The organism is Euzebya tangerina (assembly GCF_003074135.1).
Taxonomy (GTDB): domain Bacteria; phylum Actinomycetota; class Nitriliruptoria; order Euzebyales; family Euzebyaceae; genus Euzebya; species Euzebya tangerina.
In genome coordinates this window covers 1,252,333-1,269,021 of record NZ_PPDK01000001.1, presented here as the reverse complement: position 1 = coordinate 1,269,021, position 16,689 = coordinate 1,252,333, and the positions used below count along the sequence as shown (strand labels likewise).

Below are 16,689 nucleotides of genomic sequence, written 5' to 3'. Positions count from 1 at the left end.
TCAGGCGGGTGAGGTCGGTCCCGGCGGTCGGCCTGGCCAGCCCGGCTGGCGGCCCGCCCCGTCGAAGGCCCCGACCCAACGACGGGCGTCGTCCAGGGCGATGAACGCAGCCGTTCGCTCGGGCAGCGGGACGCTCGACCCTCGCTTCTGCACGTCGTCCCAGGCCCTCCAGGCCCGCAGCAACTCACCCAGTGCGGCGTCGAAGGGCGTGTCGGCGGCCGGCTCTGCGCAGGTCGGGTCGCTCATCGGTCCGGTGATGGTACCGAGCACATACAGTCCACATCCATGCCGCCCGCCCCGCTGACCGCCCAACTCGACCACGTCGCCGTTGCAGTTGCCGATCTGGATGCTGCTGCCGCGCGGTGGCACGAGATGGGTGCCGTCCCGGTGATGGGGTCACGTGGTGCGGCATTCTCCAACGAACAGGTCCGCTTCTCCTGCGGCGGCAAGGTGGAGCTCATCGCGCCGGGCCGCGACGCCTCGTTCATGACCGCCTACCTCGACCGCTTCGGTCCGGGTCGCATCCACCACCTCACCCTGAAGCTCCGGCACAGCCTGGCGGAGGGGGTTCAGCGCCTCGCCCAGGCCGGCGTCCCGGTCGTGGACGTCAGTGACGACGATCCCGTCTGGCACGAGGCCTTCCTGGGACCGAGGACCGTCGGGGGCGTCATCGTCCAGATCGCCGATGCCGCACTCAGTGACGCCGAGTTCGCCGCCGCCACCGGGCGTCCCGCCCCGGCCCCGGTCGATCCCACGGCACCACGACTCGACCGGGTGGTCCTCGGCCACCACGACCTGGCTGCCTCGGCCCGGCTCTGGACGACGCTCGGCGCGACCGTTCGTCCACTGGATGAGGAGTCGATGCTGGCCACCTACCCGGACTCCGCCACGGCGATCGAGCTGAGAGGGTCCTCATCCGCCGGACCCCTCGGGCTACGGCTCCAGGAGGTCGACGGCTACGCCGCGGCGCGGCCCGGCGCTGGGACTCCCTACAGGCCGGCCCTCCTGCCTCCGACGAACCAGGCGACCGTATGAACCTCACCACCGATGACACCGTGCAGCTGCTCACGCTGGACGACGACCACCAGGTGCTCAACCCGGACACCATCGCCAACTGGCACGCCGCACTCGACACCGTCGAGGCGGTGGAGGGGCCGTCGAGCCTCGTCATCACCGGCTCCGGCAAGTCCTTCCACCAGGGGCTCGACCTCGAGTTCCTCTCCAGCGTGGGTGATGGGCACATGGACTTCATCAAGACCGTGCACGCCCTCTTCGGTCGTCTGCTTCGACTGGACCTGCCGACCGTCTCGGCGATCAACGGCCACGCCCAGGCCGCCGGCGCCATGCTCTCCCTGTGCACCGATCTGCGGATCATGCGTGCCGACCGCGGTTGGTTCCGACTGCCCGAGGTCGCGCTCGGCATGGGCTTCCCGGTGGTCATGGATCGCCTGATCCGCTCTCGCATCCCGCAACCGACGGTTCACCGTCTGATGGTCCTGGGCCAGCAGATGGGCGGAGCCGAGGCAGCCGAGCACGGCGTGGTCGACGTCGCCGTCGAGGGCGTGGACGCCAATCGGGAACTCGCCCTGCAGCAGGCGGCGGCCCTGGCTGCCTATCGCGGGCCCAATCTCCGGAACATCCGCACCACCGTCCACGCCGAACTACTGGCACACATCGATGCGGACGGCGACCGCGCCGACCTGTTCGTGCCCTGACACACCTCGTCGACTGTGACCACGGTCAGTAACTTCGACCGAAACCCCAAAACCCTGGTTTCTCAGCCGAAGAAATGTCATCCAGAGCTTGCAATCTGACCCAAGGTAGCGCAAAGTAATGGGGGAGGAATCCGTTTCAGAGGCACCGCAGATGCCGGCCCGTCCGGATGGGCGCAGCTGCACCAACGAAGCGGTGGCGCTGCACGCAGTGGTACTTCGTGCACAGCCAGCAGTCACACGAGTAGGAGAAGCGCAGTGCGAGTCGAGCAGCAGGTTGAGGGACCACGGCCCGTGGTGAAGGCGGGGCCGGCGGCTGCCATGGTGTCTGACGTCCCCGTCGCGGATGCCGGCGCCGTCCCCCTGACGGACAAGACCATCCTCCTGGTCGGGTCATCGGGGGGCCATCTGACGCAGCTGCGGGCACTGGAACCCTGGTTGGCTCAACACAACCCGCTCTGGGTGACCTTCGACAAGCCCGACGCCCGTGCGGTGCTGGCTGACGACCACGTCATCCACGGGTACCACCCGACCACGCGCAACATCCCGAACCTGATTCGCAACACCCGGTTGGCCTGGCGGATCCTCTCCGGGCAACGTGTTGATGCCATCGTCTCCAGCGGCGCCGGTCTGGCCCTGCCGTTCTTCATCCTGGGTCGACTGCGCGGCATCCCCACGTTCTTCATCGAGGTCTATGACCGCATCGACTCGGCCAGCCTGACCGGTCGTCTGTGCCGGCCGCTGTCCACCGCCGTCTTCCTGCAGTGGGAGGAACAGCGTGCCTTCTACCCCGACGGCATCGTGATCGGGCGTCTGCTGTGAGCGAGCGCGTCACAGAACTCCCTCCAGACCGGTCGGTGCTGCTGACCGTCGGGACCGACCATCACCGGTTCGATCGGGCCGTCCGGTGGCTTGACGAGTGGGCAGAGGCCAACCCGAGGGTTGCCTGCACCGTGCAGTACGGGACCTCCACCCCGCCCAGCGCGGCAGTTGGTCTGGACTACATCCCGCACGACGAACTCACTGCCGCCATGCAGACGGCGGACGCTGTGGTGTGCCACGGCGGTCCAGCAACCATCCTGGAAGTCCAGGCCAGTGGTCATCGGCCTCTGGTCCTCCCGCGAGATCCGGCCTACGACGAGCACGTGGACGACCACCAGATGCGGTTCACAGCTCGCCTCGCGGCCCACGGCGAGATCGAACTGGTCCACGATCGGGACAGCCTCTGGGCGGCACTGGACGCGGCGGTGAGGGCGCCCCGCCGAGCCGCGGCGCTGGCCAAGACCGGACCTCGCCCAGCCGTCGCTACCTTGGGGACGGTGATCGAGGACGCCATTCGGAGTCACGGTCCGGTCGACGATGTCAGGACCCCTGACGGTGCGATGCCCCAGCAGGTGCTGCTGATCGCGGGCATGGGACGGAGTGGCAGCACGCTGCTCGATCGGATGCTGGGACGCGTCGACGGCTGCACCTCGGTCGGTGAGGTCGTCCACCTCTGGACCCGGGGTCTGCTGGAGGGTCAGCCCTGCGCCTGTGGACGCGCCTTCGAGGACTGCCCGTTCTGGTCTCAGGTGGGGCAGCACGCCTTCGGTGGCTGGAGCCAGATCGATCCCATGCGCGTGGTGGCCGCCCAACACGCGGTCGAGCGAGACCGCTACCTCCCACTCCTCGCCGCGCCGGTCGGCCTTCGACCATCCTTCGACCGCGCAGTCGCGGAGTACGGCCGGTATCTGCTCCCCGTCTACGACGCGATCCGTGCGATCAGCGGCTCTCCGTGGGTCGTGGACTCGAGCAAACACGTCGCGACGGCCTTCCTGCTCCGCCGTCTGGTCGGCCATGATCTCCGCGTCGTCCACCTCGTCCGCGACAGCCGCGGCGTGGCCTTCTCGTGGATGAAGGTCAAGCGCCAGTTCGATCGAGCGGCCGGAGGCGACGGTGAGGAAACGGACGACGCCGATGCGATGATGACCCGCTGGCGTCCCGGTCAGACCGCGGGTCGCTACCTGGCGTACAACGCGTTGCTGGACGGTCTGCGGGCGCTGGACGTCCCAACCGTCAGGGTCGCCTACGAGTCATTGATCGCTCAACCCACCGAACACCTGGCGCGGGTGCTGGACCTCATCGACCGCGGGGATGCCGACCTCTCCTTCGTGGGCGAGGGCGTCGCTGATCTGGGCACCAGCCACACCATCGGGGGCAACCCCATGCGATTCCAAGCCGGCCCGGTCCCGCTCCGGCTGGACGAGCAGTGGCGGACCGCCCTGGATGCCCGTGACCGCGCGACGGTGACGGCGGTGACGGCACCCCTGCTCGCCGCCTACGGCTACCTGCCCCGCCGAGGTCGACGATGACTCGAGCGGCCAACGCTGGGGGCTCGCCCGGCCAGGGCGTGGGTCGCGGCAGCGCCATCAACCTGTTCGGGTCGATCACCGCTGCCGTGGGTGCCATCGGCCTGCTGGCGCTGCTGACCCGGCTGCTGGGCGCTGGGGAAGCCGGCGCGTTTCTGTCAGCGGTCGCGGCTGTGACCATCCTGATCACCGCCACCACCCTGGGAACCGACACCGGTCTGATCCGACAGATGGCGAAGACGCCGGACGGACGGGTGCCAGCGGGCCTGCTGCGGGTGGCACTCGGTCCCGTCCTGGTGGTCTCGGGAATCACGGCCGTCATCCTGTTCCTCACCGCCGACCCCCTCGCCGATCTGATCGGCGACGCCGAGCACGCCGACCTCATCGCCGGCCACCTCCGCGCCATGGCACCGTTCATCCCGGTCGGTGCGGTCCTCTCGGCCGTACTCGGGGCGACCCGCGGCCTGGGCAGCATGAACCCCACGGTGTTCCTGGACCGCATGGCGCGACCGGCAGCCCAGATCCTGTTCTGCGCCGTTGCGCTCGTCATCGGCAACACCGCACTGCTCGGCGTCGCCTGGGCCCTTCCGTTCGGTCTTGCGGCTCTGGCCGCCTTCGGCTGGCTGCGAGCCATGCAACCCGCCGATGCGGCCGACCGGCCAGCCATGACCCGCGCAGACGTTCGCGACTTCTGGTCCTTCACCCTGCCCCGTGCCGCCGCGTCCGGGTTGCAGATCATGATCCAGTGGGTGGATGTGCTGTTGGTCGGCGCCTTCATGTCCACGCGTGACGCCGGCATCTACGCGGTCGCGTCGCGCGCCCTCCAGCTGGGCTTCTTCGTCATCAACGCCGTAGGTCAGGCCGTCCAACCCCGCCTCGCGTCCGACTATGCCAGCGGGTCGACCGAGCGACTGGCAGCAATCTACCGACGGTCGACGGTCTGGACCGTGGTGGTCGTCTGGCCCGTATTCCTGGCGGCGGCGATCACCGCACCGACGATCCTGCGCGTCTTCGGGCCGGAGTTCGTCGCCGGAGCCACCGCGGTCGCGATCCTGGCCGCATCAGGGCTGTTCAGCAGTGCCGTGGGCAGCGTCGACATGGTTCTGCTCATGGCCGGCCGCAGCACTGCCAACCTGGTCATCACCGCCGCCGCCCTGGCCATCAACATCGGCTTCAACGTGGCCCTGATCCCCACCCTCGGCATCTCGGGGGCCGCGCTAGCCTGGGGATTGTCCCGGGTGGTGGCCAAATCGCTGTCGTTGTGGCACGTCACGCGACACGTGCAGGTCACGCCCTTCAGTCGGGATCTCGGCGCAGTCTGCCTGATCGCGCTCGGGTCATTTGGCCTGACCGGCCTGGTGATGCGAGCGACGACGGAGGACAGCGTGGCAACGGCGGTCCTGTACCTCCTCGTGGCAAGCGGTACCTACCTGACCCTCAACCGGGGGCGCATCCCAGAACTCCTCCAGGTCCTCCGCCGGCGGGCAGCAGGGCCACGCAGCACAAGCGAATCCCACCGATCTGACACGACTGCTCGTGTCCCCTCACGACTGACGAACTGACATGTACTCCTTCACGTCCCCATCCCACCCAGTCATCACGAACCGCATCCGCACGGTGCTGCAGGTCGGCCTGCTGCTGGCGCTCGTCGTCATGCTGGCCGCCTCACTGCTCACCCCTGCGGCAGCAGTATCAGATACCCAGGACGTCGTCGTCAGCGACGACCCGGACAACAACACCCCCCACGCCCTGGACGGTCGCGTGCTGGCGATCATGCCGGTCGGCGACCGCGTGGTGGTAGGTGGGACCTTCACCCAGATCGCCACCGTGGCGGACCGGGACACCCCGATCGCCAGGAACGCCATCTTCGCCTTCGACCCTGAGACCGGGGAGATCGACCAGAACTTCCAGCCCGAGATCGACGGGACGATCGAGACGCTGGCGGCCTCACCCGACGGCAACTCGGTCTACATCGGTGGTGCCTACAGCGAGGTCAACGGTCAGACGGAGTGGCGCCTCACGCGGCTGAACATGGCCGACGGCAGCATCGACCCGAGCTTCGACGTCACACCCAACAGCAAGGTCCGCGACATCGTGCTGGCAGGTGACCGCCTCTACGTCGGCGGGACGTTCACGATGATGGACCAGGAGGTCCGGACGGCCTTCGCCGCCGTCGATGCGACGACCGGAGACGTCCTCGACGAGGTGGACCTGACCTTCTCGGACCAAGCCCGAGGGTCCCTCGCGGTCTTCAAGCTGGACGTCACACCCGACCAGAGCCAGGTGGCCGTCATCGGCAACTTCGGACGGATCGACGGTCAGAGCCGCGAGTTCGCCGCACTCATCGACGTCGCAGACGGCCCGGCCGAGCTGGCTGACTGGCAGACCAACCGGTACGGGATGAACCTGTGTGCCTCGGCCTTCGACTCCTACATGCGGGACGTGGAGATCTCACCTGACGGTGGCTACATGATCATCGTGACCACCGGCGCCTATCGAGCCAACCGGCTGTGCGACTCGATCGCCCGCTGGGATCTCGACGTGACCGGCTCGGACCTGCAGCCAACATGGGCCAACCTGTCAGGTGGTGACACCTTCTACAGCGTCGCCGTCACCGGAGAGGCGGTCTACGTCGGCGGGCACTTCCGCTGGCTGAACAACCCGTTCGCCAACAACTGGCAGGGCCCCGGCTCGGTGACCCGCGAGGGCATCGGCGCCGTCGACCCCGTCAACGGACTCCCCCTCGCGTGGGATCCGGGGCGCGAGCGCGGGGTCGGCGCCTTCGACCTGGTGACCAGCGACGATGGCCTGTACGTCGGCAGTGACACCGATCGGATCGGCAACTTCGAGTTCCACGGGCGGCTGGCTCGCTTCCCGCTCGACGGTGGCGCCCAGGTGCTCCGGGCTGATCCCGGACCGCTGCCCGGCGTGATCTTCGTCGGCGACGGAGCGGACCTCGACGGGCGGACCTTCGATGGGGCGGCGGTGGGCCCGGCCAGCGCGACCAGCGTCAACTGGTCCGGCGTCCGCGCCGCGATGATGCTGTCCGGTCGGCTCTACACCGCCTCCTCGGACGGGGTCTTCCGGGTGCGTGACTTCGACGGGACCAGCGCAGGCACGCCTGAGACGGTGGACCTGAACGGACTGCGCTCGAGCTACTTCCCCGTCTCCTCCCTGACCGGGATGACGATGGACCGGACGACCGGCCGGATGTACTACACCGTGCAAGGCCGGACCGAGCTGTTCTACCGCTACTTCCTGGCTGACTCGAACACCGTGGGTGCTGAGGAGTTCGTGGCCTCGACGTCCGTGGCGGGCATCGGCGGCCAGTACCTGACCGGGATGCACCTGCACGAGGACACGCTGTACTTCAGCGCAGTCGACGGCTACCTGCGCCAGGCCGACTTCCAGGACGGCGTGGCCGTGGCGGGTACGGTCACCGCAGTCAACGGTCCGCCGCAGGGCAACGACTGGAGCGGCCAAGGGCTGTTCCTGCTCTCCGAGGACGGCTACCAGGCCCCGAACCTGCTGCCCGAGCCAACCATCCGATCTGTCTGCACCGATGACGGCTGCCGCTTCGGCTCCACCGGATCCGGTGACGCCGATGGCTGGATCGAGACGTTCGAGTGGGACTTCGGTGACGGCGCCACGGCAACCGGCCCCGGCGTGAGCCACGTCTACACCAGCGATGGCACCTTCACCGTGACGCTGACGGCAACCGACAACGAGGGTGGCGTGTCGACCACCACGACGACGGTCGAGCGCAACGGTCCGCCGGTGGCCGACGCGGCGATCTCGTGCATCAACCTGGACTGCACGTTCGATGGCTCCGCCTCGAGCGACGGAGGCACCATCACCGCCTTCGACTGGGACTTCGGCGACGGTGCCGGTGGCACCGGGGAGGCGACCAGCCACACCTACGCCGCGGCCGGCACCTACGACGTCCAGCTGACCGTGACGGACGACACGGGTCTGACCGACTCGGTCGTCCAGCAGATCCAGGTCAGCGAACCGGCCGACGAGATCACGCACCTGGGGACTGCCGCAGTGAACGGCAACCAGCAGAGCTTCACCGTCGACGTGCCCGACGCGACGCGGGGCGGCGATCTGCTGCTGCTCTTCGCCTCGTTCAACAACTCCGACACCAACCACCAGCCGGAGGAGCTGGGTGGCTGGACCCAACTCGACACGGTGGTGAACGGCCCGCTGCGCAGCAGCGTGTGGTGGCGCGTCGCCGAGCCCGGTGATGAGAACAGCACCGAGACGCTGACCACGGGCAGCTTCTTCAAGGGTGACGTCGCCCTGGTCGCCTACAGCGGAACGAGTACGACCGTGCCCGTCGCCGTCGCCGAAGCGACCGCCGAGTCGGGCAGCACCTCCAGCCACATCACCCCCATCGTGTCCAACCCGCTGGCCGAGGCGACCCTGGTGTCCTACTGGGTCGACCGGACCGGGTCGAACAGCAACTGGACCGAGCCGGCCGGGACCACCGTGGTGCACGAGGGCATCGGCCTCGGCGGCGGCCGCATCAGCGCGCTGATCGGCGAGCAGGCTGCCGCAGCGGGGGACACGGGCGGTCTGACCGCCACGTCCGTCACCACCACCAACCGTGCCGCCATGTGGAGCCTGGTCCTGGCACCGTTCGGCGTGGACACCGTCCCGGACCAGGCACCAACTGCGGTGGCGTCCGGATCCTGTGAGCGCCTGACCTGTGCGGTAACCGGATCCGGTTCCAGCGACCCGGAGGGCCCCATCGCCTCCTACAGCTGGGACATGGGCGACGGCACGCAACTGCCCGGCCCCACCCCACAGCACAGCTACGCAGCAGCCGGGGAGTACACCGTCACCCTGACCGTGACCGACGGCGAGGGGCAGACCGCGACCACCACCATCCAGCTGACCGCGACCGCGCCGCCCGACGAGATCACCTTCAAGAGCTCGGACACCGACAACGGCAATCGCAGCGCCTTCTGGGTGACGGTGCCCGAGGACGTCCTGTCCGGTGACCTGCTGGTGCTGACCGGCTCGTGGAACAACGGGACCATCGACCCCGATCCGGTGAACCTGCCGGGCTGGAACCGGCTGGACTCCGTCTCGACCGACCGCATCCGCACCAGCGTGTGGTGGCGCATCGCCAACACCGCCGACGGCGGGGTGGACGAGGTACTCGACGTCGGACGGTTCGTGAAGGGTGATGTCGCCCTGCTCGTCTACGAGGGTGTGGACGCCACCAACCCGGTCGAGGTGCACGACGCCCTCACCGAGACGTCGGACACCACCGATCACACCGCACCGGTCGTGACGACGACGCAGGCCGACAGCCTGGTCCTGAACTACTGGACCGACCGCACCTCTTCGACCACCGACTGGACCGAACCCGCCGGGACCACCGTGGTGCACGAGGGCATCGGCGCCGGCGGCGGTCGCTCGTCGGGCTTGATCACCGAGGCCCTCAGCGGCGCCGCCGGTGATGTCGGCGGCGGCACGGCCTCGGCTGACGGGTCGACGCAGCACGCCACCATGTGGACCATCGTGCTCTCGCCTGCGTGACGCCGCCGACACGGGCCGCTGAGGAGGAGACACCCACGCACGTCGCACCGGCCCTGGATGCCGTCGGCTTCAGGCTGCCGCCGGGCCGCGGGGACGCCACACACGTGGCCTTGCCCTCGGCCGCCTCCGCTCGACTGGTCCTCCCCCTGGCCCACCCGGAGGCTGCTGCGGCCGTGCTCCGCCGCCTGGGCGGGCCCGGCCGCACGGCACGGGCGCGGACCCGAGCCACCGTCGTCCGGACAGCTGCGGCCGTCGTCGCCCGGTTCGGCTTCCCACCGGCCGTGGGGACTCGTCTGACCCTTGCCCGGGACCCCGCGTCGTTGGCCGCCCAGCTGACCACGACCCTGGCTGGCCGAGGCGAGCTGATCCTGGCCTGCCGCACCGGGCCGCCCCGACCCAACGCCAAGCCCGTCCTGCAGATGTTGTCCGCCGACGGGCAGATTCACGCCTTCGTCAAAGTCGGCGTCAACGAGCTGACCTCGACGCTCGTCCGCGCCGAGGCCGACGCGCTGGCCCACATGGCGCGGCTGAACCTGCCGGGCATCTCCGTCCCGGTCGTTCGCGAGGTGCTCACCGTCGCCGAACGACCGGTGGTGGTGACCGAGCCCCTCGAGACAGCGGACCGGGACATCGATCCCTCCCAGCGGGTGGCCGCGTTGCAGGCGTTCGCCCGGGCACCGGGAACACGGACCGCGCCACTGGCCGACAGCACGTGGGCAGCGGGACTGTCGGACTGTGGCGCCACCACCACCAACGGGCCCCTCCGGGACGTGATCCGACGGTTCATCCCGATCATGGGAGCGACTCCGGTCACACTTGGCCTCGTGCACGGCGACTTCACCCCCTGGAACATCGCTGCCTCCGCAGACGGGATCGCGATCTGGGACTGGGAGCGCATGATGCTCGACGCCCCCCTGGGGCTGGACGCACTGCACTTCGAACTCGAGCGCTCCCGGAACCAGAAGAGCCCCTGGGCCACGCAGCTGGACGGCGCGGCCCGTCGGATCCAGGACGAGGGGACGTTGCCAGGGGAGCCGGCTGTCCTGGTCACCTGCTACCTGATGGATCAGGCCGTCCGACACCTGGGCGCCGACGTGCCGCTCACCGACCAGCACCAGGCCCACCTCGACGAGGTGCTCACCGAACTCGGTCGCCGCCTCGACAGCCGAGCCGCCCACCGGGGTCGCCATGCGTGACGACTCGGGGGCGCTCGGGTCGACCGGACGCGACGCGATGGAGCGCGGCTCACGGGTTCGCGGCTCACAGGTTCGCGGCTCACAGGTTCGCTTGGCCGACGACCGGAGGCTGAAACGGCTGGCCTGGAAGGCGGCGACGGTGGCGTCGCAGGCCCTGGCCCGACCCACTGCCGGCCTGCGGGCGCTGCCCGACTATCTGATCGTCGGTGCGCAACGAGCTGGCACCACCTCGCTGCACAAGTACCTGCTGCAGTCCCCGAGCATGATCCCGGCCCGCCTGACCAAGGGCGTGCACTACTTCGACGCCAACTACGACCGGGACCTGGACTGGTACCGCGCCCACTTCCCGCTCCGAGCACGGATGGTCGCGCGTGCCCGCCGGATCGGCAGTCGGGTCGTCACCGGAGAGGCAAGCCCGTACTACCTGTTCCACCCCGACATCCCGCGGCGGATTGCGGAGGTGCTGCCGGAGACCAGCGCCATCGTCGTCCTCCGAGACCCGGCCGAGCGGGCGTGGTCGCAGTACCACCACGAGTTCGGCCGGGGGTATGAGCATCTCGATGCCGGTGCCGCCTTCGAGGCCGAGGCCGCGCGGCTGGCCGGTGAGGAAGAACGTCTGCTGCTCGACCCGCAGTACCAGTCCCACTCGCACCAGCACCACAGCTACGTAGCCCGAGGACGCTACCTTGAGCAACTGGAGCGGCTCTGGGCACAGCTCGGGGAGGACCGGGTGCACATCGTGGAGAGCGGAGCGTTGAAGCAGGATCCCCAGCGTGTCGTCGACGGCGTGGCCACCTTCCTCGGCATCACGCCCTGGCAGCTGACGGACCCGGCCCAGCACAACGCGCGGGCCTATCGGGCGCCGGATGCCGACGTCCACCGCTGGCTGCAGGAGCAGTTCGCCGAGGACAACGAGCGGCTCTTCGAGCGGCTCGGCCGACGCTACGCCTGGGGCTCCGAGCAGGGAGCCACGTCATGAGCGAGACCACACCAACCCAGTACGAGGAACTCCCCGGGCTGGGCGACTACCTCCGCGTCCTGCGACGCCAGGCACCGCTGATCGTGGGCGTCGCCATCGGGGTGCTGCTGCTGGCGCTGGTCTACGCCACGCTCTCGCCGACGTCGTTCGAGTCGACCGCGACGGTGCTCATCCGGCCGCTGACCAGCAATCCGCTGGACACCCTGGACGCGCCTGATCGCGCTCCGGACCTCGACACCGAGCAGCAGATCCTGACTTCGGCTGTGGTGATCGGACGGGCCCTGTCCGACCTCCCTGACGCGGCGGACGTCCGCGAGGCCCAGCGCCGCATCAGCGTGGATGCCCCCGCCGATGGCCAGGTGCTGCAGATCACCTACACGGCCACCAGCGCCAGCGGGGCAGCCCAGGGTGCTGCAGCCGTCGCCGACGCCTACATCGGCTACCGGGGGGAGCGGGCCAACGAGGCGCTTGACCAGGCCATCGAGGACCTGCAGTCACAGCTGGACACGGTGGCGGAGTCGCTGGCCGAGACCACGACGGAGCTCGCGGCAGCCGAGGAGGGGTCGTTCGCGTTCCTGGCCGCCGAGAATCGGCGGGCGCTGCTGCAGGATCAGGTCTCGATGCTGACCGGTGAGCTGACCAACGCCACCGCACGGCGTGTGGACCCCGGCGAGGTCATCGGTCCGCCTGCGGAGCCGAACAGCCCGTCCTCGCCGGGCCGGGCACGGACAGGTCTGATCGCGCTGGTGGCTGGTCTGATCACCGGTGTCGCCGTCGCGTTGCTGCGCGATCGCCTGGACGATGATCTCAACGACGCCGGCCTGGCCGGTCGGATCCTTCGAACCCAGGTCCTCTCGGTCGTTCCTGGTGGGGAGGCCTCCGCAGGTGAACGCGTGGCCACGATCAACGCGTACCGACGCCTGGCGTTGACGCTGGACCGACGCCGTCCCGACGCCATCATCGTGGCCAGCGTGGAGCCGATGATCGAGCGCACGTCCACCGCGGTGAACCTGGCGGTCACGCTGGCGGGTGAGTACAGCGTGCTGCTGGTCGACGTCGCGCCCTCGCACCCGGCCGTCGATGAGTTGCTGACGGAGTTCGGCGACAAGCACGAGCCCGCCTTCGTGGACGCCTCACGCAAGATCATCAAGCTGCGCCACCCTTCCCGACTGCACGTCATCCCGCTGGATGAGGACGCGCAGTCCAAGGATCGCTACGGCCTCAACCGCGAGTCGATGACCAAGCTGCTGGACCAGGTCGCGGCCAAGTACGACTTCGTCATCGTGGACGCCCTTCCGCTGTCGCAGTCAGTCGACGCGCTGGAGCTGCGGAGCCTGTCCAGCGGCATGGTCCTGGCGGTCCGGGAGGGGCAGACGAAGCGCAGCGAGCTGGCCGAGACCCAGGTCATGCTGGAGCAGGTCGGGCTGCCGGTCCTCGGCGTCGTCGTCCACGGCTCCGGCCGCTTCGACCTCGTCGGTCGGCTGAGCGGCATGACCCGGCCGGCACCGGCACAGCGCGTGGACGCGGAAGACGAGGCCTCCTGGAGCGTGGACGCGAGCTAGCAGAACCGCGCGCCGTGCGTGTGACCTCTGTCCGGTCGTCCGAACGAAGCGGACACCCCGGCTAACGAGGGGACCATGTGGCAGCGCGCGGGTCGGCCAGGAGCTCGTGGAAGACCTCCAGCTGCGCACCCCGGAGCTCCCAGGAGCCACCCGGAGAGTTCAGACCCGAGTCGAAGGCCGCCAGCCCCACGACCCGCGCCCCAGCCCCGTCGGCGTGTGACGCCGCCGCCATCTCGAACCACTCCCGGACGTGGGCGCCAGCTGCCTGATCGGTGCCTCGCAGCCCCCACTCCCCGACCGCGATTGGCACGTCCCGGTCCTGCGCCCAGGTGCGGATCCGCTGCCAGTTGTCGGTGAGCAACGAGCCCGGCTGGCGGCGGTAGGTGTCCACGCCGAGCAGGTCGTAGAGGCCATCAGCCCACCACTCGTCGATGTCGCGCCCCGAGCGCTCGTCCCAGGTCCAGTCCATGAAGACGCCGACCAGGGCCACGTTGGTGACCTCGAGTTCGGTCAGGCGCTCCCGGACGCGGCGGTTCATCCCGACGTGACCGTCCGGACCTGCCGGGTCGTCCGGGGCGTTCACCCCACCCCCACCCTCGGGTTCATGGTGGATGGTGAGCCAGACCGGACCATCGAGGGCCCCGAGCGCCAGCAGCAGGTCATCGATCTCGTCGTCGTGGCCACCGGCCGCCATCGCATCCCACGACGGTGTCTTCACCGACACCCACGGCACCCGACCGGCTGCCAGGTCCGACTCGGCAGTGGTGACCAGGCCTGTGGCACGCGCATCCCACTGGAAGAACGTCCGCCGCACGCCGAGGACCTGGCCGGTTGGTGCCTCATGGCGAGGAACAGGATCATCGTTGCCACCGACGGCTGCCCCCCACAGGACCGTTCCCGGAGGCGGGACGCCCGGGGGCAGTGGGGCGGACTCCTCGGCGACGAGCGGCTGCTCCCCGGTCGCCGGCGGGGCCACCTCCTCACCTGCTGGCACATCCTGGAGCAGCGCCAGTGCCATCACCAGGATCACGGTGATCGCTGCAGCGAGGGCACGCCTCACGGCGTGATCGGGCGGCGCCGGGTCGCCTCGCCAGCCAACCGCTCTTCGCGCAGGGCCGCAGCGGCCAGCACGAACACCACGGTCATGGCCACCCCCTCGACGTCGTACACCGGGAGGAGCACGGCCAGGATGACCAGGGAGCTTCGCGCCCACAGGCCGCTGGTCGGCGCCAACCCACGATTCAGCCGCCGGTAGACCAGCACGAAGAAGACCAGCAGGAGGATCACAGCCGGCACGCCGTGGGAGAAGCCGAGGTACCACAGCTGGCCCTGGGTGCCCAGCGGAGGTCGGATGCCCGACCCCTCGAACGGTCGTGGCGCGCCGTACCCGAGGAAGGGCGACTCGATGATGCCGGCCACGGTGCCCTCGACGACATCGGCTCGGGCGCTGTTGCTGTGCGGCGCCGAGAGACGATCCCGGACCACATCACCGAGTGTCGAGAGGCTGGCCACCAGGAGGATCACCATCAAGCCGGCGCTGATGATGGCGACCGTGCGACGGATCCGTGGCGAGGATCGCTGCACCAGCGCGAAGACCAACCACGCGCCGATCGACAGCCACATGCCGCGATTGACCGACATGATCGCCGGAACGATGGAGGCGATCATGACGCCCCGGAGCCAGCGGTTGTTCGGGCTCGCGAGCGCGGCGCCGGCCACGGCTGGGAGGAGCAAGGCGAACGTGGCTCCCCACGTGTTGGTGTAGGGGAAGGGCGCGGCAGGTCGGGGCAAGGGGTACCCCAGGAAGACGTGCAGTTGCGCGAAGTCGGGCTCCAGCAGGGTCTGCACGAACTCGTCCCGCGCGATGGCCCGTGGCAGGAGTGAGAGCAGCGGGTTGGGTTTGGCGAACTCGGGCGCGACGAGGGCCAGGTAGCCGCCGATGACCACGATCACCCAGAGAGCCGCGAGCCAGCGCAGGATGCGGCCGGTGTCCACCCGGTCGTCCAGGTTGTAGACGTAGACAAACGCCACGCCGGCCGCCGCGAACTGCGACCAGCGGTAGATGAAGGCGATCCCACGACCCGTGGTGTCGACCTGGGTTCCGGTCAGCAGCACCCAGGCCAGGAACAGCACGAACACGGCGAAGCCGGGCGGAATGTGCACCCGCGACCGCATCACCAGCTGCGCGGCCATCGGGACGGCCAGGATCACCCACACCATGGGCGAGGCGCCGAGCAGCCACAGGATCGGGAATCCCGGCAAGGCCAACCACAAGGGCCACGCGACCCGACGGGCCACACGGTCAGCGTGCCGAGCAGCCGACCGACCCTGCGCAGTGGTTCGCGGTCGGGGTGACTCGGGTGCAGCGATCACCGGCACCGCGGTCAGATCCCGCGTCCCAGGGCGTTGGCCAGTCGCTGTGCAGCTGTGATGGGGACCAGACCCGTGGAGACGATCAGCGCCACCGCGGCGCGCTTGTCGATCGGGTTGTGGCGCAGACTGTCCAGGGCCACGCGCCGCGCCGTCGTGGTGTCGCCCAGGGCCGCGTGGGCGAAGGCCTGTCGACCGCGCATGTTGGCGTAGCCACGACGGTTGCTGCGGAGCTCCGGGTGCTTGGCCACCAGATAGCTGGTGCCGTCGATGAGCTTCTGCCACGGGTCGGAGAAGTGGGACGCGCGATGCCAGGCGACGTCGATGAGGGGTCGCCGGACCACGACGATCGGTGCTACGCGAGCCGCTCGGATCAGCAGATCGTGGTCTTCGCCGTAGCTCGCGGGCAACGCCTCGTCGACCAGCCCGATGGTGGTGATGATGGCGTCGCGACGAGCCAGGATCGACGAGGGGTGGGCGTCCTGGGCACGAGAGGACGTCACATCCTCCAGCGTGAGCTCGGCGTGGGGCCAGATGCGTTCGATCTGCTTGCCGTCGTACTGGATGACCATCCCCGTGACGGCGACATGTCGGTCGGGGCGTCGGTCGAGTGCCTCCACCTGCGCCCGGGTCTTGGCGGGGCGCCACTCGTCGTCGTCATCGCACAGGGCCACGTAGGTGCCGGTCGCGGCCAGGAGGCCCGTGTTTCGGGCACCGGCCAGGCCGGGCGTCCGGTTGTTGGCGAGGACCCGGACCGGCCGCTGCGGGTCGTCGGACGCGAGGGTCAGATCGGGCTCGCGGTTGTCGAACACGACGATTGTCTCGATGACGCCATCGAAGTCCTGGGCCGCCACGGCAGCAATGGCAGCCCGCAGCAGCTTCGGTCGGTCGACGGTGCAGATGACCGCTGACACAGCGACAGCGTCTGCACGCTCGGTCACGTCGCGCTCCATCCTGACGAGGGTACTGGCC

General features: G+C 69.4%; 13 protein-coding genes. 9 read left to right on the top strand and 4 right to left on the bottom strand.

Going from position 1 to position 16,689, the window contains the following annotated elements; all coding sequences use genetic code 11:
• Window positions 1–246 (bottom strand): hypothetical protein, encoded by a 246-nt coding sequence (locus C1746_RS05835; RefSeq protein WP_162867433.1) that lies wholly within the window; start codon window positions 244–246, stop codon window positions 1–3.
• 39 nt (window positions 247–285) lie between these two features.
• On the opposite strand from C1746_RS05835, the gene C1746_RS05830 reads away from it, so the two are divergent.
• From C1746_RS05830 to C1746_RS05790, 9 genes are all read left to right on the top strand, one after another.
• On the top strand, window positions 286–1,035 hold the full coding sequence (locus C1746_RS05830) for a VOC family protein (protein ID WP_116713714.1): 750 nt from the start codon (window positions 286–288) through the stop codon (window positions 1,033–1,035).
• Entirely contained in the window at window positions 1,032–1,715 is a 684-nt protein-coding gene (locus C1746_RS05825; protein WP_116713713.1) for an enoyl-CoA hydratase/isomerase family protein, read from the top strand. The genes C1746_RS05830 and C1746_RS05825 overlap by 4 nt, the downstream gene beginning before the upstream one ends.
• A 318-nt stretch (window positions 1,716–2,033) precedes the next feature.
• Complete coding sequence (locus C1746_RS05820; protein WP_116715587.1) at window positions 2,034–2,534, top strand: UDP-N-acetylglucosamine--LPS N-acetylglucosamine transferase; 501 nt, start codon at window positions 2,034–2,036, stop codon at window positions 2,532–2,534.
• The gene (locus tag C1746_RS05815; protein ID WP_116713712.1) at window positions 2,531–4,063 is read left to right on the top strand and encodes a sulfotransferase; all 1,533 of its coding nucleotides are present in this window, start codon (window positions 2,531–2,533) and stop codon (window positions 4,061–4,063) included. The genes C1746_RS05820 and C1746_RS05815 overlap by 4 nt, the downstream gene beginning before the upstream one ends.
• The gene (locus C1746_RS05810; RefSeq protein WP_116713711.1) at window positions 4,060–5,622 is read left to right on the top strand and encodes an oligosaccharide flippase family protein; all 1,563 of its coding nucleotides are present in this window, start codon (window positions 4,060–4,062) and stop codon (window positions 5,620–5,622) included. The genes C1746_RS05815 and C1746_RS05810 overlap by 4 nt, the downstream gene beginning before the upstream one ends.
• A 1-nt stretch (window position 5,623) precedes the next feature.
• Window positions 5,624–9,610 (top strand): PKD domain-containing protein, encoded by a 3,987-nt coding sequence (locus C1746_RS05805; protein ID WP_116713710.1) that lies wholly within the window; start codon window positions 5,624–5,626, stop codon window positions 9,608–9,610.
• On the top strand, window positions 9,607–10,806 hold the full coding sequence (locus tag C1746_RS05800; RefSeq protein ID WP_116713709.1) for a phosphotransferase family protein: 1,200 nt from the start codon (window positions 9,607–9,609) through the stop codon (window positions 10,804–10,806). Before C1746_RS05805 ends, C1746_RS05800 begins: the two co-directional genes overlap by 4 nt.
• Entirely contained in the window at window positions 10,799–11,785 is a 987-nt protein-coding gene (locus tag C1746_RS05795; protein WP_116713708.1) for a sulfotransferase domain-containing protein, read from the top strand. The genes C1746_RS05800 and C1746_RS05795 overlap by 8 nt, the downstream gene beginning before the upstream one ends.
• Window positions 11,782–13,347, top strand: a complete 1,566-nt coding sequence (locus C1746_RS05790) for a Wzz/FepE/Etk N-terminal domain-containing protein (RefSeq protein ID WP_116713707.1) — start codon at window positions 11,782–11,784, stop codon at window positions 13,345–13,347. The genes C1746_RS05795 and C1746_RS05790 overlap by 4 nt, the downstream gene beginning before the upstream one ends.
• 61 nt (window positions 13,348–13,408) lie before the next feature.
• Here C1746_RS05790 and C1746_RS05785 read toward each other — a convergent pair whose 3' ends face one another.
• From C1746_RS05785 to C1746_RS05775, 3 genes are all read right to left on the bottom strand, one after another.
• Window positions 13,409–14,407, bottom strand: a complete 999-nt coding sequence (locus C1746_RS05785; protein WP_116713706.1) for a hypothetical protein — start codon at window positions 14,405–14,407, stop codon at window positions 13,409–13,411.
• Window positions 14,404–15,645 (bottom strand): O-antigen ligase family protein, encoded by a 1,242-nt coding sequence (locus tag C1746_RS05780; RefSeq protein ID WP_162867432.1) that lies wholly within the window; start codon window positions 15,643–15,645, stop codon window positions 14,404–14,406. The genes C1746_RS05785 and C1746_RS05780 overlap by 4 nt, the downstream gene beginning before the upstream one ends.
• Window positions 15,646–15,731: 86 nt before the next feature.
• Entirely contained in the window at window positions 15,732–16,670 is a 939-nt protein-coding gene (locus tag C1746_RS05775) for a glycosyltransferase family 2 protein (protein WP_116713704.1), read from the bottom strand.
• Window positions 16,671–16,689: the final 19 nt, after the last annotated feature.